This is a genomic window from Methylomicrobium lacus (assembly GCF_041897535.1).
GTDB classification, from domain to species: domain Bacteria; phylum Pseudomonadota; class Gammaproteobacteria; order Methylococcales; family Methylomonadaceae; genus Methylomicrobium; species Methylomicrobium lacus_A.
On sequence record NZ_CP169217.1, the window covers coordinates 3,134,612 to 3,153,241 of the forward strand.

Annotated in this window: 18 protein-coding genes; 11 read left to right on the forward strand and 7 right to left on the reverse strand. The window is 55.8% G+C overall.

Annotation, left to right across the window (positions count from 1 at the left end; genetic code table 11):
• Nucleotides 1-82: 82 nt before the first annotated feature.
• A complete protein-coding gene (locus ACEPPP_RS13930) occupies nt 83-1,108 on the reverse strand; it encodes an HlyD family secretion protein (protein ID WP_374087634.1) in 1,026 nt (341 codons plus the stop codon).
• Between the two features lie 86 nt (nt 1,109-1,194).
• Here ACEPPP_RS13930 and ACEPPP_RS13935 point away from each other — a divergent pair, with 86 nt between their 5' ends.
• The 4 genes from ACEPPP_RS13935 to ACEPPP_RS13950 all read left to right on the forward strand — a co-directional run bounded on the left by ACEPPP_RS13935 (nt 1,195) and on the right by ACEPPP_RS13950 (nt 5,649).
• Complete coding sequence (locus ACEPPP_RS13935) at nt 1,195-1,803, forward strand: TetR/AcrR family transcriptional regulator (protein ID WP_374087636.1); 609 nt, start codon at nt 1,195-1,197, stop codon at nt 1,801-1,803.
• The gene (locus ACEPPP_RS13940; RefSeq protein WP_374087638.1) at nt 1,793-3,229 is read left to right on the forward strand and encodes an efflux transporter outer membrane subunit; all 1,437 of its coding nucleotides are present in this window, start codon (nt 1,793-1,795) and stop codon (nt 3,227-3,229) included. Before ACEPPP_RS13935 ends, ACEPPP_RS13940 begins: the two co-directional genes overlap by 11 nt.
• Before the next feature lie 468 nt (nt 3,230-3,697).
• Nucleotides 3,698-4,441, forward strand: a complete 744-nt coding sequence (locus ACEPPP_RS13945; RefSeq protein ID WP_374087642.1) for an elongation factor-1 alpha — start codon at nt 3,698-3,700, stop codon at nt 4,439-4,441.
• A 197-nt stretch (nt 4,442-4,638) separates the two neighbouring features.
• Nucleotides 4,639-5,649, forward strand: coding sequence for an IS110 family transposase (locus tag ACEPPP_RS13950; protein WP_374087643.1), 1,011 nt, complete (start codon nt 4,639-4,641; stop codon nt 5,647-5,649).
• Nucleotides 5,650-6,146: 497 nt separating this feature from the next.
• On the opposite strand, the gene ACEPPP_RS13955 is transcribed toward ACEPPP_RS13950, so the two are convergent.
• Nucleotides 6,147-7,163: a hypothetical protein gene (locus ACEPPP_RS13955; RefSeq protein WP_374087646.1), complete on the reverse strand. Its 1,017-nt coding sequence runs from the start codon at nt 7,161-7,163 to the stop codon at nt 6,147-6,149.
• 160 nt (nt 7,164-7,323) lie between these two features.
• A complete protein-coding gene (locus ACEPPP_RS13960; RefSeq protein WP_374087648.1) occupies nt 7,324-7,830 on the reverse strand; it encodes a dihydrofolate reductase in 507 nt (168 codons plus the stop codon).
• A 352-nt stretch (nt 7,831-8,182) separates the two neighbouring features.
• On the opposite strand from ACEPPP_RS13960, the gene ACEPPP_RS13965 reads away from it, so the two are divergent.
• The 5 genes from ACEPPP_RS13965 (at nt 8,183) to ACEPPP_RS13985 (ending at nt 13,702) form a co-directional block, all read left to right on the forward strand.
• Nucleotides 8,183-9,205: an asparaginase gene (locus ACEPPP_RS13965; RefSeq protein ID WP_374087649.1), complete on the forward strand. Its 1,023-nt coding sequence runs from the start codon at nt 8,183-8,185 to the stop codon at nt 9,203-9,205.
• 67 nt (nt 9,206-9,272) lie between these two features.
• Nucleotides 9,273-9,509, forward strand: coding sequence for a plasmid stabilization protein (locus ACEPPP_RS13970; protein WP_374087651.1), 237 nt, complete (start codon nt 9,273-9,275; stop codon nt 9,507-9,509).
• Nucleotides 9,510-9,514: 5 nt separating this feature from the next.
• On the forward strand, nt 9,515-9,712 hold the full coding sequence (locus ACEPPP_RS13975; RefSeq protein WP_374087653.1) for a PIN domain-containing protein: 198 nt from the start codon (nt 9,515-9,517) through the stop codon (nt 9,710-9,712).
• A 96-nt stretch (nt 9,713-9,808) separates the two neighbouring features.
• On the forward strand, nt 9,809-12,385 hold the full coding sequence (clpB, locus tag ACEPPP_RS13980) for an ATP-dependent chaperone ClpB (protein WP_374087655.1): 2,577 nt from the start codon (nt 9,809-9,811) through the stop codon (nt 12,383-12,385).
• Between the two features lie 351 nt (nt 12,386-12,736).
• The gene (locus ACEPPP_RS13985; RefSeq protein ID WP_374087657.1) at nt 12,737-13,702 is read left to right on the forward strand and encodes an IS110 family transposase; all 966 of its coding nucleotides are present in this window, start codon (nt 12,737-12,739) and stop codon (nt 13,700-13,702) included.
• 148 nt (nt 13,703-13,850) lie between these two features.
• On the opposite strand, the gene ACEPPP_RS13990 is transcribed toward ACEPPP_RS13985, so the two are convergent.
• The 4 genes from ACEPPP_RS13990 to ACEPPP_RS14005 all read right to left on the reverse strand — a co-directional run bounded on the left by ACEPPP_RS13990 (nt 13,851) and on the right by ACEPPP_RS14005 (nt 16,852).
• Nucleotides 13,851-14,333 carry a transposase gene (locus ACEPPP_RS13990; protein ID WP_374087662.1) on the reverse strand — a complete coding sequence of 161 codons (483 nt, stop codon included), beginning with the start codon at nt 14,331-14,333 and terminating at the stop codon, nt 13,851-13,853.
• A 228-nt stretch (nt 14,334-14,561) separates the two neighbouring features.
• Nucleotides 14,562-15,128 carry a YbhB/YbcL family Raf kinase inhibitor-like protein gene (locus ACEPPP_RS13995; RefSeq protein ID WP_374087664.1) on the reverse strand — a complete coding sequence of 189 codons (567 nt, stop codon included), beginning with the start codon at nt 15,126-15,128 and terminating at the stop codon, nt 14,562-14,564.
• Nucleotides 15,129-15,162: 34 nt separating this feature from the next.
• Complete coding sequence (locus ACEPPP_RS14000) at nt 15,163-16,620, reverse strand: cytochrome P450 (protein WP_374087666.1); 1,458 nt, start codon at nt 16,618-16,620, stop codon at nt 15,163-15,165.
• Between the two features lie 13 nt (nt 16,621-16,633).
• On the reverse strand, nt 16,634-16,852 hold the full coding sequence (locus ACEPPP_RS14005) for a TraR/DksA C4-type zinc finger protein (RefSeq protein ID WP_374087668.1): 219 nt from the start codon (nt 16,850-16,852) through the stop codon (nt 16,634-16,636).
• Nucleotides 16,853-17,097: 245 nt separating this feature from the next.
• Between ACEPPP_RS14005 and ACEPPP_RS14010 the strand changes: the two genes are divergently transcribed.
• Both ACEPPP_RS14010 and ychF read left to right on the forward strand, forming a co-directional pair.
• Nucleotides 17,098-17,457, forward strand: a complete 360-nt coding sequence (locus tag ACEPPP_RS14010) for a protein YgfX (RefSeq protein ID WP_374087670.1) — start codon at nt 17,098-17,100, stop codon at nt 17,455-17,457.
• 64 nt (nt 17,458-17,521) lie between these two features.
• Nucleotides 17,522-18,613, forward strand: a complete 1,092-nt coding sequence (gene ychF, locus ACEPPP_RS14015) for a redox-regulated ATPase YchF (protein WP_374087672.1) — start codon at nt 17,522-17,524, stop codon at nt 18,611-18,613.
• The last annotated feature ends 17 nt before the right edge of the window (nt 18,614-18,630 follow it).

Consider the following 18,630-nt stretch of genomic DNA (forward strand, 5'->3'; position numbering starts at 1 on the left):
GGATTGGATCGTTATGGCTTTGGGTGTGTGCGTGCTGTCTTGCGGGCGCGCCGCCAATGCTTCAGTGACTGACATGGCCGTTTTACCGCACGCTGACCTTGACCGTGGTCGAGAGCCCGGGCCTCAGGCCGTCAAGATCGGCGCCCGCACGGAACTTGATCTTCACCGGCACCCGGCGTACGATCTTGGTGAAATTGCCGGTCGCGTTTTCGGGCGGCAGCAGGCTGAATTCGGAACCGGAAGCCGGCGCGAAACTGTCAACGATGCCCTCGAAAACGCGTCCCGGCACCGCATCGACGCGAATCTCAACCGCCTGTCCTGCTTTCATCAGGGCAATCTGGGTTTCCTTGAAGTTCGCTTCGACAAACAGACCGCCGCCCGGAATCAGATAGGCCAGCGCGCTGCCCGGTTGCACCAGTTGCCCGACCTGCACGCCGCGGTTGCCGATCACCCCGTCGAACGGTGCGACGATGCGGGTATTGGCCAGGTCGATGCGGGCCAGTTCCAGCATTGCCTCCGCCGCTTTTAGCCGGGCGCGGCTTTCATTCAGACGGGCATCCAGCGAAGACAGCCGGCTTTCCGCGCCCTGCCTGGCGGAAGCGAATTTGTCACGCTCGGCCTTGGCCTGTTTGTAGGCCGATTCGGCCGCGTCGCGGTTCTGCGCGGAAATGGCGCCTTCTTTTGCGAGGTTCGTAAAGCGTTTCAGATCCCTGGCCGATTTTTCGACGCTCGCGTCGGCGGAAGCGATGTTTGCGTGCTCCTGGCGGATCATCGCTTCCTGCGCTCGTTTATCGGTTTCCAGGGTGGCGGCGCTCGCCTTTTCGAGCAGGACCTGCGCCTCGGCCTGCGCGGCCTTGGCCTGGAAATCGTGGTCGTCGATCACGACCAACAGGTCGCCGCGCTTCACCCGTTGGTTGTCTTCGAATAGCACCTCCTTCACATAGCCGCTTTCCTTCGGGCTGATCAGGCTCATGTGCGACTTCAGATAGGCATTGTCGGTGCTTTCGAAAGGATGCACGGCCTTGAGCCAGTAAAAGGCGCCGGCCGATGCCGCCAGGAGCAGGAGGGCGATCAGGAACAGCGGTGTCTTGTAAAAGGGAGTGCGCATAATTTAAGGATTGCTAAACTGAACGGTTTAGTTTATTTTAATCGCGAAACCGATTCCTAAGCAATCAAATTTTCTTGAGTAAGATCATGACCCACGCTTCCCCATCCAAACGACAGGCCATTCTCAATGCCGCGAGGCAGGCATTTCTCGCACACGGCTACAGCGGCGTCAGCATGGAAGCGATCGCCGAGGCCGCGCCGGTCTCGAAGCCGACGCTGTACAGCCATTTTCACGGCAAGCAGGAACTGTTTGCGGCGGTGATCGCCGAACAGTGCGCATCACTGCTCGTAACGCTCGCGAGTTCACAGGGCAACAACCAGAACCCCGAGGTTGGACTGAAAAGGATCGCCCGCGCTTTCGTCGATCTGATTTATGCGCCCGAATCGCTGCAGCTTTACCGGCTTATCATCTCCGAGCAGCAACATTTTCCGGAATTGGGGGCTCAGGTCTATCGATCCGGCCCCGAACCGGTTCTGAAGCAACTGTCTTCCTACCTTGCCGAACTGGCCGCAAGCGGCACGATGCAAATCGCCGATGTCGAGGCATCGAGCCGGCTGTTTCTGAGTATGTTGAAGGGGGACGAGCATTTTCGCTGCTTGCTGGGGATGGAGGAGGGATTGAACGCTACGGAGAAGGAAGTTATGATCGATGCTGCCGTTGCCTTGTTTCTGAAGGGACATCGCTATGAAGCCTAGCTTAGCGTCATGTTTGATCGCCGCCGGTTTGGCCGGCTGCGCGGTGGGCCCCGATTACAAGGAAACCGCGCCAAGTGTCCCTGAGCGCTGGCAAGCCGCCGGGTTGAAACCGGCGCAAGCGGGCGCTAAGCCTGTCGATTCCGAGGCGTTGAAGCGCTGGTGGCAGAGTTTCGGCGATGCCGAGCTGGACCGCCTGATGGCGGAGGCGCTGGACGGAAACCTCGACATCAAGATCGCGCTGGCCCGAATCGATCAGGCCCGCGCCGAGCGCCGCAGCACGCGCGCGGAATTGTTCCCGAAAGTCGATGTGGCCGCCGGCGCAGAGCGCAACGAGAATCCGTTTCCGGGATTCGCGCCCGGCATCAAGTTCAATCTGTTCGAGCTCGGCTTCGATGCGATCTGGGAAATCGATCTGTTCGGCCGCCAGCAGCGGCGCCTGGAGGCCGCCTCCGCGGATCTGGAGGGCGCGGCCGAAGCGTATCGCCAGTCGCAGGTCGTGCTGACCTCCGAAATCGCGCGCACCTATGTCGAATACCGGAGCCTTCAGAACCAGCTCAGAATTACGCGCTCAAACCTGGAGTCGCAGCAGAAGACGTTGCGATTGACCGAAAGGCTCAACGACGAAGGCGTCGGCACGAAGCACGATGTGGTGCGGGCGAGGGCGCAAGCGTCTGCGACCGAATCCCAGATTCCGGCGTTCGAAGCCCGGCTGACGGCGGCCTTGCGCCAGCTCGAAGTGCTGGCGGGGCGCAGGCCCGGTGCCCTGGATAAGCAACTGAATTCGAACCGTGCGGTGCCGGCGGCGCCGGCGGTCCAGATTCTGTCTTCGCCGGCCGAAACGATACGCCATCGCCCCGACCTTCGCGTCGCCGAACGCAATCTCGCGGCCGCGACCGCGATGCAGGGGGCGGCGATCGCGGAACTGTTTCCGAAGCTATCGCTGTCGGCCTTCTTGGGGCTGCGCAATACCGACATCGAAAGCTTGTTCAAATCGGCGTCGTTTTCCTACGGCACCGCCGCCAATCTGTTACAGCCCTTGCTGAATTTCGGCCGCATCCGCGCCGGCATCGATCTGGCCGATGCGAAGCAGAAAGAGGCTTATCTGAACTATGAAAAGGCGGTGCTGGAGGCGCTGCAGGAAACCGAGACCGCGCTGACCCGCTACCTGAAGGAAGAAATCCGGCGGCAGACGCTTGCCCGCACGGTGGCCGACCTGAAGGAGTCGGTGCGCTTGTCGAATTTACGCTATACGGAAGGCGTCAGCTCGTTTCTGGACGTGCTGGACGCGCAACGCGCGCTTTATGTCGCCGAAATCGACCTGGCCCGCTCCGAGGCGGACGCTTCGACGAATCTGATTGCGGTATATAAGGCCTTGGGCGGCGGGGCTGAGGCGATGCAGCAGGCAAAATCTAACAGTTCGCCTTGAAATCACCTCCCGCGGTCCCGAAAAAATTTATGCCAACCTATTGATCAGCTACCGGATGAAGGCCGTGTTCGTCCTCCCGATGGTGTGGCTTTCGGAAGTCAGTCAATACAACGAACCGAAACGTTTCGTCTAGCAGCAGCGCATCGGTCCGTTCAAATTCTGGAGCCACGAGGTCTGTCTGACCGAAACCGAAAACGGCATTCGGCTGGAGGACATCATGTTCTATGCCATGCCCTTCGGCTGGCTGGCAGAGCTTTTGAGCCGCCGGCTGATTGCGGGATAGGCTGGAGCGAATTTTCGACACTCGACGCAATGATCTAGAAGTCAGCTGGAAACCGCACCCTGCACGTCGATCGGGTAAGTGACCCCAAAAGCGTTTTTGAGTTTGATTTTACCTGAGCGCTTTAGAAACGGTGCGTGTTGCGGTACCCTATCGGACTAAGTTTAATTTCGATCCGATTCTCTCAAATGATCTCCGGAACTCAAGTGGCTTCCCTCTCCCTGCTTCCCACAAAATATAAAGTCCTGTTTACGGGTTATCTCGTCACCATCGGCTTTGGATTAATGATGGCGGGTGCGCAGATCATGCTGACCCATGGCATGGCCGATGGGAAACCCGGACTATCCATCGATGACATCATTTACAGCTATTATGGCAATCGCACGGGTTCCAAACTGGAAACCATGCTGGAAGGGCAGATGAAGGCCATGGCGCCGGATGGAGACAGATTTGAGCTTATTCAATGGACCCGGGATGGCGCTCCCGCCGAGCAATGGAAGACCAAAATCGAGCCGTTGATACAGAAGTATTGCGCTTCCTGCCATAACGGAAGTTCGGAATTGCCCAATTTCACTAAACTCGAAAACTTACAAAAAGTCGCTGAGGTTGATCAAGGCGCCAGCTATAGCCTTTTGACTCGGGACTCCCATATTCATTTATTCGGTATTGCCTTTATCTTTATGTTTATGGGCTGGATTTTTGCGATGGCCGAATTTCCCAGCCGTTGGCAAATCCTGCTTATCGCAACGCCCTTTGTATTTCTTATCCTCGATGTTCTTTCGTGGTGGCTCACCAAGTTCTTTCCCGAATGCGCCTGGCTGACCATGATAGGCGGCATCGGTTATAGTCTTGCTTCTACGGTGATGTTATTTACCTCGCTCGCGCAGATGTGGTTGCCGAAGAAATGGTGGCTGCCCATATGGCGGGACTAACATCGTACTCTGGTACGCATCACGTACCCTACCAGCCTTCAATGGCTTGTATAGCAAGTAGATGTAATAAAGCGGCCCGCTGTCATCCTGCACCGAAACGGGTGGACAGTTTGAATAAAAAGTGTCAGCCTCCGAAAGTTGATTAAACAAACACGGGGTCATCCGCAAAGGAAGCCCCAAAATAACCGGAGGCTGACATGAACTACTGTGGCATTGGTTTAGCAAGCAAAGCAAGCGCTATTTGCCTGATGGATGGAGCTGGCGGCATTGTGCGGGAAGAAGAGATACCGACCGATGCGGATGGTTTCCGCATCTGCCTTGGCGGTGAGGAGGCGATGAAGTGCGTCGTGGAGGCGTCGCCCTTGGCGGAATGGGCGGTGCAGGTGTTGGAAAGATTAGGTCACGAAGCGGTGATTATTGATGCGAGGCGCGCCAAGGCGGTGGTCTGTACCAAGAAGAAGACCGATCGTGTGAACGCCCGCGACCTCGCGAATATGGCACGCACGGGTTGGTATACGGCGGTGCACCGCAAATCAGGAGCGGCACGGGAGTTGCGTACTTGGCTGGCGGCGCGGGCGGGGCTAGTCGAGACGGCGAATGCACTCAATGCCCGCATCCGAGGCTTGTTGCGGGCGCATGGGATCAAGTTGGGGAAGGTGGCGGAGCGGGAGTTCGAGATGAAAGTCCAGGCCGTGGTCGAGGCGCGCGAACCTGCCTTGGCGGGCGCTTTAACGCCATTATTGAATCTGTGGCGGCAGTCGATCGATGCGGCGGAAGTGTTACGCAAAGAGATCAAGGTGCGGATCCGGCAAGACAGCGTTTGCCGGCGATTGATGAGCGTGCCGGGCGTCGGGCCGTTGACGGCGGCGGCTTACCTGGCCACTATCGACGATCCTGAACGTTTTCAGCGCAGCGACCAAGTCGGCGCTTATCTCGGCTTAGTCCCGAGCGTCTATCAATCCGGCGACATCGATTACCGAGGGCGGATTACCAAGGAAGGTGACGGTTTACTTCGCTGGCTGCTGGTGGAGGCGGCGCATAATCTCCTGAGCCATACGCAGCGAGATTGTGCCTTGAAACGTTGGGGTGAGCGGCTGGAGGCACAAAAGGGCGTCGGCAAGGCGCGGGTGGCGGTGGCGCGGAAATTGGCGGTCATCCTGCACCGCTTATGGATCACCGGAGAGACATTCGACTGGCAACGGGTTTAATGCGAAAAACCGAAAGTGTTGTTCAAAATAACTTAGATTCAACGCCTTAAGTGCATTCGAAGGGTTAGGAAAGGAGCGGCATTTTTAAAGATAAAAGTTTTCGGAAGGTTGGACCTCGTTCCGGGCTTGGATACAATCCGTCACAGTAGATTGAGGCCAACCCTCCGATTACATCGTGCGGCATTGACCGCGGAGAGAAGCCTGAAAACCTTTTGTCTTTAAACATAAACTGATCGAAATTTCCGAGGAATGAAAAACTGATATAAATACAGGCGCGGAGACTTGACAACAAGGGCCGCTTTAGAGAAGCCCGGATGCAGCGTAGCGGAATCCGGGTTAAGCTTTTGCCGCACCAAATTTTTTAATTCCAGCCGAATCTCAGATTACGCCGACGTAAAGCCACATGAACAGCGAAGTTCGCCTCTGTGTAGCGCCCGGATTGCATCCGGGCTACTTGCTTAATTACTCCTTGGTAGGAACGTATAGTATGATTACGGCTATGGAACAATAATAGTAACGATAACTTTGGCAGCCGCGGAGACTAAAAGGGCTGAAGTAAATTTGGTAAGTGCGGCTATGACGCTTCTTTTATTGGCCGCAGTTGCTTCGCGAATCAAATTCTTGTCTCCAGCAGTTAGCGACACGTATGATAGCTGTGACCACATATCGAGCGAATCTTCAGCTGTGCGACCAAGATGATACGCAAGTTTGTATGCAGCGAAGAGACCAACAAAGGAACAAAGTGAAAACCTAGCAAGTTGTTGCAATGACGCTCCTTCGGGGATAAACGCGCCAATCGAGCGAAAAATTAAGATAGCAACAAACGCGCCGGCAATATAGCGAGCGACGATAGGAAGGTAGTGTGATCGTTGTGTAATGTGCTTCCAAACGCTCGAAGTTTCGGCCCGTGGAAGCGCTTCAAACCATTGATCGACCGTATTGAGTAGGCTGCGCGCTACCACATAGTCAACATACTTTACCGTTACGACTCCGGTCCGATTTCCCATGGTTCTGAGGATCTTTGGTATATGGAATGGCATGCTTTCTCGCATCTGCTTTTCAACTGCAACGCGTGATGCTATTCGGACAGATAGAGAATAACTCTGCGGTTTCTCAACCCTCGGGAGCATTATCATAAAGTTGTAGGTGATGAGCACACTTTCGACTGCACTCGTAGAGCCTGAATTAAACCCTACAAACCGATTAAACGAGCTAAAGGTTTCTTGACTGTCGTTGACATAGAAGACTTTGGCGGAGCAATTTGCAGCCTTGATGTTATACTGCTCACAACATTGAGTAATTCGATGATCGAGCTGCTGAAAATCACAAAGGGCTACCTGAAACGGCTCGTTGTAGGACTTTGATACATCCTCGGTTTTCCCTGTAAGTTCATGATAAATGCTTTGGAGCACCTGTAGGCTGATTTTAGTCTCATTCGGTGTTCCTTCACCAACGACAGCCAAGTCGCCGCTAGTTGTTTCACTAAGTATTTTCTCGTTGTCTTGGGTGGACAAGCAATCCTCCTGAGTTGAAATATAAAAAACTAATTTTCGTATATCTTCCCTAGCTTTTAAATCGGTTGCAACAAATTTGTGATGTTAGCCTAGGCGCTTTTCAGCTCACCAATTACAGATGAGAAGTGGGAGGAAAAAGATAAGGTCTTTGGCCCCTTGCTCAACTTGATTTACGGTTGTATTCCCGATCTAACCGTAAAAAGCTATATCTAAACCCCGCATTGGCATCTTCATCGACATCTTCCCGTTTCACCTCCACCCATTCCTTCATGTCCAGTTCTGGAAAAAACGTATCCCCCGGAAATTCCCGTCTGATTTCGGTCAAATAAATCGTTTGCGCTCTCGGCAGCAAGGCTTGGTAAAGATCAGAGCCGCCGATCACGAATATCTCGCCGGCATTCCGGCACCCGGTCCAGACCGCGGTTTCAAGATCGTTCACGACGACGCAGCCTTCCTGCGTGTAGGCAGGATTGCGGCTCAGAATGATATTGGTGCGGCCGGGCAGAGGGCAGCCGATCGATTCGAAGGTTTTCCGGCCCATCAGGATCGGCGAGCCCATCGTGATTTTTCTGAAACGTTTCAGGTCGGCCGGCAGGTGCCAGGGCATTTTGTTGTTCAGGCCGATGACCCGGTTGCTCGCCATCGCGACGATAAGTGAGATTTTCATGTTGGGGTGGTTTAGAATTTGTATGGCTTTGTTTTGAAAACTGCAAAAATGTAATTATTCGGTAATTTTCTGATCTTAATCGCTGTCCCCCAATGGGCGAGTAGGCTAGAGGCAATGCCATGAAGCTCAGGAAAACCGCGTCATTCCGGCAGGGAATGCCGGAATCCACGACTGCAAGGATGCCGGAGGTAGGGCAACGCAGGAGCAGTTGCCGGGTTGCCAAGGATGGCGAGCCTTAATACATCCATGTAGCCTGGATCCCGGCAATCCATGCCGGGATGACGGCTTTACTTAGCGATACTGGAATCAGAGATGGGGCCTGAATAATCACACGAAAAAAACACATCATACTATGAAACATATTCTGGTTGTATTCACCGGCGGCACGATCGGATCAAGCGCCAGCGAAGGCACGATCAAGCCGTCCGATGCTGCGCCTTTCATGTTGCTCAACGAATTTCAGCGGCGCTTCCCCGAGGCGGCGAAGGACATCGCTTTCGAATCGATCGAGCCGATCCGGCTGCTCAGCGAAAACCTCGCGCCTGCAGCATGGCCTGTCATCATCGAAGCGATCGAAGCCAAACAGCCGGAACGCTATGACGGTGTGATCGTGACGCACGGCACCGATACGCTGGCCTACACTGCGGCGGCGTTCAGCTTTTATTTCCACGGGCTGAAGGTGCCTTTGCTGCTGGTTTCGAGCGATTATCCGCTCGATCATCCTAAGGCCAACGGGCTGGATAACTTTCATTGCGCGGTCGATTTTATCCGGGAGATTAAGGAACCCGGCGTATTCGTGCCATACCGCAATCAGGGCCAGACTTTACAGGTGCATCGGGGCGCGCGGCTGGCTTCGTCGCTGCAATTGAGCGGTGATTTTTACAGCGTGCAGGGGCAAAGCTACATGGCGTATGCGGGTGGCCGGTTTGTCAGGACCGGCATGCCGGCGTTTGAGCGGCAAGCGGAATTACCCGAGTTGAAGCCGCTGTTTTCAGGCCGTATCCTGATGATCAGGCCTTATCCGGGCCTTGATTACGCGCATTTTTCTCTCGACGGCGTCGATGCGGTATTGCATGACCTTTATCATTCCGGCACCGCATGCAGCACCCTGCAATGGGGCGACAAGCATTCGCTGCTGGCGTTCATCAAGCGCTGCCGGCAGCAGGGCGTGAAGGTTTACCTGGCCCCGGCGCGGAAATCGCCCGATGCGTATGAGAGCACGTGGTGCTTGCTCGATGCGGGCGCGGAAATGATCTGGAATCTGTCGATCGAAGCGGCTTATGTGAAACTGGCGCTGGCGTATGGCAATTTTCAGGAGGGGCAGGATATTGCGGCCTTTCTGGCGGTCGATATGGCCGGGGAGCATGTTCATTGATCGCGATGCTAGCGGGTGCTATCATTTGAGAAATGTTGAATTTTGAGGCCGATTGATGGGGGCTCGCATGGCAAATATAAGCATCAGAGAATTAGACGACGATGTGTTTTTTAGGCTGCGCACCCTTGCAGAGGAACACGGTGTGTCGATGGAAGAAGAAGTTCGCCGGATTCTTAAACAAGCCGTTACCACGCAGCAAGTGAAGCTAGGCGACATGGCGTTGCAGTTATTTGGCAAAGAACAGGGGGTTGAATTGGATTTGCCGCGCTATGCGGCGCACGATCCGATGGATTTGTCGCAGTGATTGTTTTGGATACCAATATCATTTCCGAAGTGATGCGGCCTCAGCCAAATCCGGCTGTTTTAGCGTGGTTGAATAGGCAGGACAGCACGCATCTATTCATCACCAGTGTAAGCATTGCAGAGATTGGCTATGGCTTGCTGGCTACACGAAACATTAAAGATTTTGAGAACTGCGGTATTGATTTGATTAATCCGTTTGAGTAATCCGTCCATAATTCGTTTTTTGGCCGGATTGAAAATTCGCCATTAACGCCCCATATCCTCCGCAACTTAATAAATTCCTTATAGAGGTAAACCCACATGCGGATGGATAAATTAACCGGCAAATTTCAGGAAGCGCTGGCGGAAGCCCAAAGCCTGGCCTTGGGCAAGGATCATCAATTCATCGAGCCCGTGCATCTGATGATCGCCTTGCTCGATCAGGAGGGCGGCAGCATCAAGCCTTTGCTGGCCCAGCTCAATGTCAATACGACGGCATTGCACGTCGAACTCGGACAGGCGCTGAACCGGCTGGCGACCGTATCGGGCGCGGGCGGCGACGTACAGATTTCGAACGAGCTGGCGCGGCTGTTGAACGTGACCGACAAGCTGGCGCAAAAGCGCGGCGACAAGTTCATCGCCAGCGAGCTGTTCTTGCTGGCCGTGTTCGAGGAAAGAGGGCTGTTGCAGGATTTGCTGAAAAAAGCCGGGGCCACTAAGCAGGCGGTCGAAAAGGCGATCGAGGCGATGCGCGGCGGTCAGGCGGTCGATGATCAGAGCGCCGAAGACCAGCGCCAGGCCTTGAAAAAATACACGATCGACCTGACCGAGCGTGCCGAAGCGGGCAAGTTGGATCCGGTGATCGGCCGCGACGACGAAATCCGCCGCACGATCCAGGTCTTGCAGCGCCGCACCAAAAACAACCCGGTGCTGATCGGCGAGCCCGGCGTCGGCAAGACCGCGATCGTCGAAGGCCTGGCCCAGCGCATCGTGAACGGCGAAGTGCCCGAAGGCATCAAGGGCAAGCGGGTGCTGGCGCTGGACATGGCGGCTTTGATCGCCGGCGCGAAGTTCCGTGGCGAATTCGAGGAGCGCCTGAAGGCGGTGTTGAACGATCTGGCCAAACAGGAAGGGCAGGTGATCCTGTTCATCGACGAGTTGCACACGATGGTCGGCGCGGGCAGGGCCGAAGGCGCGATGGACGCGGGCAACATGCTGAAGCCGGCGCTGGCGCGCGGCGAACTGCATTGCGTCGGCGCGACGACCCTGGACGAATACCGCAAATATGTCGAAAAAGATGCGGCGCTCGAACGCCGTTTCCAGAAGGTGCTGGTCGATGAACCCAGCGTCGAGGATACGATCGCGATCCTGCGCGGCCTGAAGGAAAAATACGAGGTTCACCACGGCGTCGACATCACGGATCCTGCGATCGTCGCGGCAGCCGGGCTGTCGTACCGCTACATCGCGGACCGGCAGCTGCCGGACAAGGCGATCGACCTGATCGACGAGGCGGCCAGCCGAATCCGGATGGAACAGGATTCGAAGCCCGAGGCGATGGACAGGCTGGACCGGCGCCTGATTCAGTTGAAGATCGAGCAGGTCGCGCTGAAGAAGGAAGCCGATGCAGCATCGAAAAAGCGCCTGGAGATTCTCGAAGAAGAAATCGCCGAGGTCGAGAAGGAATATTCGGACCTTGAGGAAATCTGGAAGGCCGAGAAGGCCTCCCTGCAAGGCTCCGCCTCGGTCAAGGAAAAGCTCGACCACGCGAAAGTCGAACTGGAGTCGGCCAAGCGCGCGAGCGACTTGAACCGGATGGCGGAACTGCAGTACGGCATCATTCCGGCGCTGGAGAAACAATTGGCGCAGGCGGATTCCGGCGAGCAACACAAGATGACGCTGCTGCGCAACAAGGTGACCGAGGAGGAGATCGCCGAAGTCGTCTCGAAGTGGACCGGCATTCCGGTGTCGAAGATGATGGAAGGCGAGCGCGACAAGCTCTTGCGCATGGAAGAAGAGATCAGCAGGCGCGTGGTCGGCCAGGGCGAGGCGCTGAAGGCGGTCAGCAACGCGATCCGCCGCGCGCGGGCGGGCCTGTCCGATCCGAACCGGCCGAACGGCTCGTTCCTGTTCCTGGGACCGACAGGCGTCGGCAAGACCGAACTATGCAAGGCGCTGGCCGAATTCCTGTTCGATACGGTCGATGCGATGATACGTATCGACATGTCCGAATTCATGGAGAAGCATTCGGTCGCGCGTCTGATCGGCGCGCCTCCGGGCTACGTCGGCTACGAGGAAGGCGGTTATCTGACCGAGGCGGTGCGCCGGAAGCCGTATTCGGTGATCTTGATGGACGAAGTCGAAAAGGCGCATCCGGATGTGTTCAACGTGCTGCTCCAGGTGCTGGACGACGGACGCCTGACCGACGGGCAGGGTCGCACGGTCGATTTTCGCAATACCGTGATCGTGATGACCTCGAACCTCGGTTCGAGCCGGATTCAGGAACTCGCGGGCGAGGCCAATTACCAGGAAATGAAGTCCGAGGTGATGGAGATCGTCGGCATGCATTTTCGGCCCGAATTCATTAACCGGATCGACGAGGTCGTGGTGTTCCACCCGCTCGAACGCGAGCAGATCCGGGCGATCGCGAAGATTCAGATCGGCCAGCTGCAAAAGCGTCTGGCCGACCGCGAAATCGGCTTCGAAATCAGCGAGGCCGCGCTCGACCGTCTCGGCGAGGCCGGCTTCGATCCGGTGTACGGCGCGCGGCCTTTGAAGCGCGCGATCCAGCATCAGCTGGAAAATCCGCTGGCGCAGGAAATCCTGTCCGGCCGCTTCAGTGCGGGCGATACGGTGAAAGTCGAAGCGGAAGACGGGACTTTGCGGTTTGTGAAAGCCTGATGCCAAGTCGGGGCAGGCCGGGTTAAAGCCCGGCCTGTCCTCGTTCTCGATTGCCGAGGATTTGCTATGCGTTAGGAGCGGCAACAGTCGCAGCTAATGCCACTCTTAAAATACCAGCCTTGTATTATAAATCCCGTGTTATTTAAACGGGTTTAAGCTATAAAAGCACCGTGTAACACACCTGAGGGGCACCTCAGGTTTGAGTAGCTGGATGCCGTACCCAGCCTTGGAAAACCAAGTCCGTGACGTAGATCATGCAGCAGCTACTCGCCTCGATCAACGATCGGACAGTATCTTTGGCCCGGCTTGCCGGTAGCCCGCATTCACAAGGTAGATCATTTGAGGTTTTCTATGTCTTTGTTTCATCTCGGCATTGATGTTGCTAAAGCCAAGTTGGACTGCGCCTTGCGCTTGCCCAACGGCAAGTTTCGCAGCAAAGTCATTGCCAACTCCAACGCCGGCTTTGCTCAATTAACCGACTGGTTGGCGTCGTATCAAGCAACATCCGTCCATGTCTGCATGGAAGCCACTGGCATTTACTGGGAAGACGTTGCCCAGTGCCTGGCGACGGCAGGTCTCACTGTCAGTGTCGTCAATCCGGCGCAAATTAAAGCCTATGCCGCCTCCCGGCTCACCCGTAGCAAAACCGATGCGGTCGATGCCCGGCTGATCGCCGATTTCTGTGCCGAGCGTCGACCCGAATCTTGGCAGGCTCCAAGTCAGGAGGAAATCGCTTTGCGTGCTCTGGTACTGCGTCTGGAGGCGCTGCAGACCATGCGTACACAGGAAAGCAACCGTCTTGGCGTTTCCCGCGATGCCGTCCATGACGATATTCAGCAGCATCTCGATTGGCTCGACAATGCTATTAAGCAACTGATTAAAAACATTAACGAGCACATCGACAAATACCCTGATCTCAAACAAAAACGAGATTTGCTCGACAGCATCCCCGGTATCGGCGAGCGCACCAGCGCCATCATACTGGCGTTTTATGCCAACACCGACCGCTTCGCCAACGGCCGCCAAGCTGCTGCTTTTGCCGGGCTCGATCCACGCCAATACGAGTCGGGTAGTAGCGTGAGAGGCAGACCCAGGTTGTCCAAGGTCGGCCATGCCTTTCTGCGTAAAGCGCTTTATATGCCTGCGATGGTCACCCTTTACAAAACCGCGTGGGGCAAGCGTTTTAAAGAACGCCTGACCAGCACCGGAAAGCCACCTAAGCTCATCATTGGCGCCATGATGCGTAAGCTCGTTCATGTCGCATTCGGCGTCTTGAAATCAGGTAAATCGTTCAACCCTGTTCTTCATGACGCTTGACTCGAATAACAGTATCTACGCATGTGAAACACCTCGCCATCCTGCTGATCGTTTCATTTCGGTGGGAGCGCTTTTCAAGCGCGACAACCATGCTCGGAGATATGTCTGCGTACGGTCGCGGTTAAAAAACCGCTCCCACGATGCAAGGCTACATGCTTTTTTCATTTTGCAACCAAATGGCATCCCACAGGGGATAAGCTCCGATATGCTGGCAAAGTCCCGCTCGCAGAGGATTAAACGCAATATAGCGGGCCACTACGCGGACATCGTCTTCAGCCCGCAGGGCGCGGTCAAAATACCCTTCCTGCCAAACGGTCTCGCCCGCAGCAACTATGTGTTGATTAATGACGTTGGATGTATGACGCTTCAACGAATGGATGACTTTCTCCAGCGGCCTTTCTCCTGTCAGTTGGAAAAGCCAGTGTAGATGGTCAGGCATCACCACAAAAGCCAAGCTCACGACATCGCCGCGTTCGTGTAGGAAGCGCAGGCTTTGCACTACCACGCGGCCTAGATGGAAATCGAAGAACAAAGGTCGTTTGTCTTCGGTGGAAGTGGGGACATGATAAATCCGATTTTGCTCCGAATAGCGGCCTTTGCGCAAATCGCGGCTATGAGGCTTTTTACGCATGTTGTCCAATCAAACGAGTGATAAATACTTTACTTGTGGGAGCGCTTTTCAAGCGCGACAATCATGCCCGGAGATATATCTGCGTTCGGTCGCGGTTGAAAACCGCTCCCACGATGCAAGGCGACATGTTTTTTCATTTTGCAACCAAATGGCATCCCGCAGGGGGATAAGCTTCGATATGTTGTGAAGATCGAGCAGATGGCACTGATTCAGCACTATGAACTTTTGTTAACGCTTATAAGTTCCTACCAATTCGGCCTGACCGATGATGTGTCCCTCCATCGCCTTCTCCAGAGCGGCCTTGTCGGGCTGGTTCAAATCCGGCAATACCGTGTCCAGCGCGTAAAGCTTGAAGAAATAACGATGCCTGCCAAAAGGCGGACACGGGCCATTGTAGCCGGTGTCTTTCCAGTCGTTTTTGCCTTGCAGAGTGCCTTGGGGTAATTTCTGAGGGGCAAGTTGCTGCGCTAATTCGGAAACCGTCGGCGGGATGTTGTAAAGCAGCCAGTGCACCCATGTCCTGAGCGGCAGGAAAGGCGCCGGCACATCGGGATCGTCCACGATCAACACGAGGCTCTTGGCGTTTTGCGGAACATCAGTCCAGGCCAACGCGGGCGAAACATTCGAGCCGTCGCAAGTAAACTCCTTGGGGATATCGGTTTGCTGGGCAAAGGAGGAGGACTTCAGCGTCATCGACATGGCGGCACCTTCTTCAAGCGCAGGGGAGAGGGGGGAATAACAGCAGAAAATCAATCCGAACAAGCGCAGGCAGGGCTGGAGTTTTTGGATTGGCATCGGTTTCTCCTGGCGTTAAACAACTGTGACTATCTCAGACTCCGGAGGATGCCAAAGGTTCTATGCCGTCGTGTCGAATCGATAGGGCTTGTCTTTTTTTGAAGCGGACCTGCAAGTTCTCCGGCATCATCGTAAACGAAAACAACTCCCGCACCGGTTGCCCCGTGTCTACCGGGGTGACGGTAAAATTTCGGGCCATCATCGCGATCGCCATTTTGATTTCGAGCATAGCCAAACTGCGTCCGGGGCAAAAGCGCGGTCCCGCGCCGAAAGGGGTGAAGGCGCTGCGGTTGTGGGGGCAACTGGCCGGATCCGCATCGAGCCAGCGATCCGGCCTGAATTGGCTCGCGGCGGAGAAATTTGCGTCCTGCAAGGCGTTATAACGGTTCAGCAGCATCAATAGGGTGCCTTGGGGGATCGTGACGCCGTTCAGTTCGACATCTTGATTGGGTTCCAGAAATAAAATCGGTGCGACGTTTTTCAAGCGCAGGGTTTCCAGGGCGACGGCTTCGAGATAAGGCATGTTTTCGAGGACGCCGAGATCGGGCGGCAGGGCGTGACCGCCCAAGGCAGCATCGGCTTCCTGCTGCAACTTGCGCTGCACGTCCGGGTGTTCGCAAAGCAGGTGCAGTAGCCAGGATAAGGTATGTGCGGTGGTGTCTTCGCCCGCGATCAGGATCGTGAATACGTTGCCTGTGATCTCCTCGTCGGACAACCCGGCGCCGTTTTCGTCCCGAGCTTGCAGCAAGGTTTCGAGGAAGTTTGCCGGCTGGCCGGCGCGTTCAGGCTGTTGTGCGAGCCGCTCCCGCGTTTGCCGCACGAAGCCGTTGATCGTTTCCTTGATGGCAACCAGCGATTTTTCCATCGCGCGGTCGCTGGGCAGCTTGAAATAATGCCAGTACGGAAACGGTGCGTTCGCCCAGCGGTTGAGCCCGGGCAACTGGCTTTCCAGGTGTCGCTGAAAGTCGGCGTTTTCGTTTTCGAGCAGGTTGATGTCGTAACCGAAGGCGAATTGCGTGGTCACATCGACCGTAAAGCGCATCCAGTCCTTGTCGACTGCAAGCGGATTTCCGGCTTCGGCAAGTTGGCTCCAGCGGGCTTGCAGCCGCTCGGTGATGGCGCGCAGGGTCGGAAAGAAGCGCCGCAACTGTTCCGGCTTGAATGCCTGCATCGTCAGCGCGCGCTGACGCCGCCATTGTTCGCCCTCGGCGGCAAAAACGCCATGGGTGCCGAGTTCTCTCGATATCTGTTCTATCGAACCGCCTCGGCGAAAGGATTGCGGACGATCGCGCAAGACTTGCTGGATAAGTTCAGGATTGCCGATCACCACGACCGCTTTATTAGCCAGTCTGAACCTGTACATGTCGCCGTATCGGTCGGCCCATTCCTCCAGGATCAGATGCAGTTTGGGCAAATCGATTTGCAAGAGATTGCCGAGGAGCGGCAAGCCTTTGGGGCCGGGCAATTCGGAAGACTGGCGGAGAAAATGCATCTGATCCCGGCGTTTATCGGGTGCTCTTTTCGAGCTCGGTCTGGCAGGCCAGGCAATATTTGCACGGAATCGCCTGACGCCGGCTTTCCGGTATCGGCTCGCCGCATTCCTCGCAATGCGTGGCCGACTCGCCCGCATACATCGATTTGCGCTGCTCCTCGATGAAGAGGTTGGTCATCTGCTCCATTCTTTCCAGGATGGCGTCCGTGCCGCCCGCCCATGCTGTTGACATCGTTGATCTACTCTAATGCTGGATTTGGTGTATTCTGAAAGGGTTTAACGCCATTGGAAAATGGACGGGCGCAAAAGTTTCAGGCCGCCGCAAACCCGTCGCCCATTTTGGTATCTTCCTGCCTCGCAAGTCAAGGCATAGGGCGATTCCAAGGTGCCACTCGCCGTCATTTTGAAGCATGCCGATCATTCACTGTGTCCAGACATCCTCCCGTCCCGCCCGTCCTGTTTGCACTCATGCCGTCCATGCGCTTGAAATATGCGCTGATCGCCGCGCACGGTCTGGCCCTCTGTGCCTGCCTGAGCAGCGCGCTGCCCTGGCCCGGAAAACTCCCGTTGGGGCTGGCGCTGCTTATTCATCTTGGTTTCGCCGTTAGAGACGTTGACCATCGGCGCGATACGATCCGTTATCACGCCGCCTCCGGCTGGAACATCAATGACGAAGCGGTCCTGATCCTCCCCTCGACCGTCGTGACGCCGTTCGCGATCTGGCTGCATTTCAAGGCGGAAGGCGCCCGTAAAAAGGCGATATTGATCGTGAACGATGCGCTGCCCGAGCACGAATTTCGCCGATTGATCGTGAAACTGAAAATCTCGGCTGCCTGAATAAGCGATTGTCTGTATAATTGCGCCCCTTAAATACCCTCTCTGATTCGAAAAATAGCACCTTATGGCATTGTATTGTGGAATCGTCGGCCTGCCGAACGTCGGCAAATCGACCCTGTTTAACGCGTTGACCCGGGCCAAGATCGCGGCCGAAAATTATCCGTTCTGTACGATCGACCCGAATGTCGGCGTCGTGCCGGTGCCCGACACCCGTATGGACAAGCTTGCGGAAATCGTTAAACCGGAGCGCGTGTTGCCGACCACGATCGAGTTCGTCGATATCGCGGGCCTGGTCGCCGGCGCCTCGAAAGGGGAGGGGCTCGGCAACCAGTTTCTCGGCAACATCCGCGAAACCGATGCGATCGCGCATGTGGTGCGCTGCTTTCATGACGAAAATGTCGTGCATGTCGCCGGCAAGGTCGATCCGATCTCCGATATCGAAGTGATCAATACCGAACTCGCGCTTGCCGACATGGCGAGCGTCGAAAAAGCGCTGACGCGAGCCCAGAAAGCCTCCAAGTCCGGCAACAAGGATGAGCTGGCGAAAAAGGCGGTGCTCGAAAAAATTTATCAGCATCTGGACGCAGGTCAGCCGGCGCGCGCGCTGGGTCTGTCCGACGATGAAAAAGCGCTGGTCAGGGATCTTTGCCTGTTGACGATCAAGCCGACCATGTATATCGCGAACGTGCAGGACGACGGCTTCGAGAACAATCCGCTGCTCGAAAAAGTGCAGGCTTTTGCGGACAAGGAAGGCGCGATGGTGGTGCCGATCTGTGCGGCGATCGAAGCCGAAATCGCCTTGCTCGATGACGAGGAAAAGAAAGAGTTCCTGGACGACCTGGGCCTCGAAGAGCCGGGCTTGAACCGCGTGGTCCGGGCCGGCTATCAGTTATTGAATCTGGCGACTTATTTCACCGCCGGCGTGAAGGAGGTCCGCGCCTGGACGATCCCGGTCGGTGCGACCGCGCCGCAAGCGGCCGGCGTGATTCACAGCGATTTCGAACGCGGCTTTATCCGCGCCGAAGTGATCGCCTATGAAGATTTCATTGCGCACAAGGGCGAGCAAGGCGCGAAAGATGCCGGCAAATGGCGTCTCGAAGGCAAGGACTATATCGTGAAGGACGGTGATGTCGTGCATTTTCGCTTCAATGTTTGACAAACGGAATTTTGATA

Excerpts from the sequence above, each read along its gene's own strand:
- ACEPPP_RS13930 (WP_374087634.1), bottom strand. The coding sequence starts at position 1,108 with ATGCGCACTCCCTTTTACAAGACACCGCTGTTCCTGATCGCCCTCCTG.
- ACEPPP_RS13935 (WP_374087636.1), top strand. The coding sequence starts at position 1,195 with ATGACCCACGCTTCCCCATCCAAACGACAGGCCATTCTCAATGCCGCG.
- ACEPPP_RS13940 (WP_374087638.1), top strand. The coding sequence starts at position 1,793 with ATGAAGCCTAGCTTAGCGTCATGTTTGATCGCCGCCGGTTTGGCCGGC.
- ACEPPP_RS13945 (WP_374087642.1), top strand. The coding sequence starts at position 3,698 with ATGATCTCCGGAACTCAAGTGGCTTCCCTCTCCCTGCTTCCCACAAAA.
- ACEPPP_RS13950 (WP_374087643.1), top strand. The coding sequence starts at position 4,639 with ATGAACTACTGTGGCATTGGTTTAGCAAGCAAAGCAAGCGCTATTTGC.
- ACEPPP_RS13960 (WP_374087648.1), bottom strand. The coding sequence starts at position 7,830 with ATGAAAATCTCACTTATCGTCGCGATGGCGAGCAACCGGGTCATCGGC.
- ACEPPP_RS13965 (WP_374087649.1), top strand. The coding sequence starts at position 8,183 with ATGAAACATATTCTGGTTGTATTCACCGGCGGCACGATCGGATCAAGC.
- ACEPPP_RS13970 (WP_374087651.1), top strand. The coding sequence starts at position 9,273 with ATGGCAAATATAAGCATCAGAGAATTAGACGACGATGTGTTTTTTAGG.
- clpB (WP_374087655.1), top strand. The coding sequence starts at position 9,809 with ATGCGGATGGATAAATTAACCGGCAAATTTCAGGAAGCGCTGGCGGAA.
- ACEPPP_RS13985 (WP_374087657.1), top strand. The coding sequence starts at position 12,737 with ATGTCTTTGTTTCATCTCGGCATTGATGTTGCTAAAGCCAAGTTGGAC.
- ACEPPP_RS13990 (WP_374087662.1), bottom strand. The coding sequence starts at position 14,333 with ATGCGTAAAAAGCCTCATAGCCGCGATTTGCGCAAAGGCCGCTATTCG.
- ACEPPP_RS13995 (WP_374087664.1), bottom strand. The coding sequence starts at position 15,128 with ATGCCAATCCAAAAACTCCAGCCCTGCCTGCGCTTGTTCGGATTGATT.
- ACEPPP_RS14000 (WP_374087666.1), bottom strand. The coding sequence starts at position 16,620 with ATGCATTTTCTCCGCCAGTCTTCCGAATTGCCCGGCCCCAAAGGCTTG.
- ACEPPP_RS14005 (WP_374087668.1), bottom strand. The coding sequence starts at position 16,852 with ATGTCAACAGCATGGGCGGGCGGCACGGACGCCATCCTGGAAAGAATG.
- ACEPPP_RS14010 (WP_374087670.1), top strand. The coding sequence starts at position 17,098 with ATGCGCTTGAAATATGCGCTGATCGCCGCGCACGGTCTGGCCCTCTGT.
- ychF (WP_374087672.1), top strand. The coding sequence starts at position 17,522 with ATGGCATTGTATTGTGGAATCGTCGGCCTGCCGAACGTCGGCAAATCG.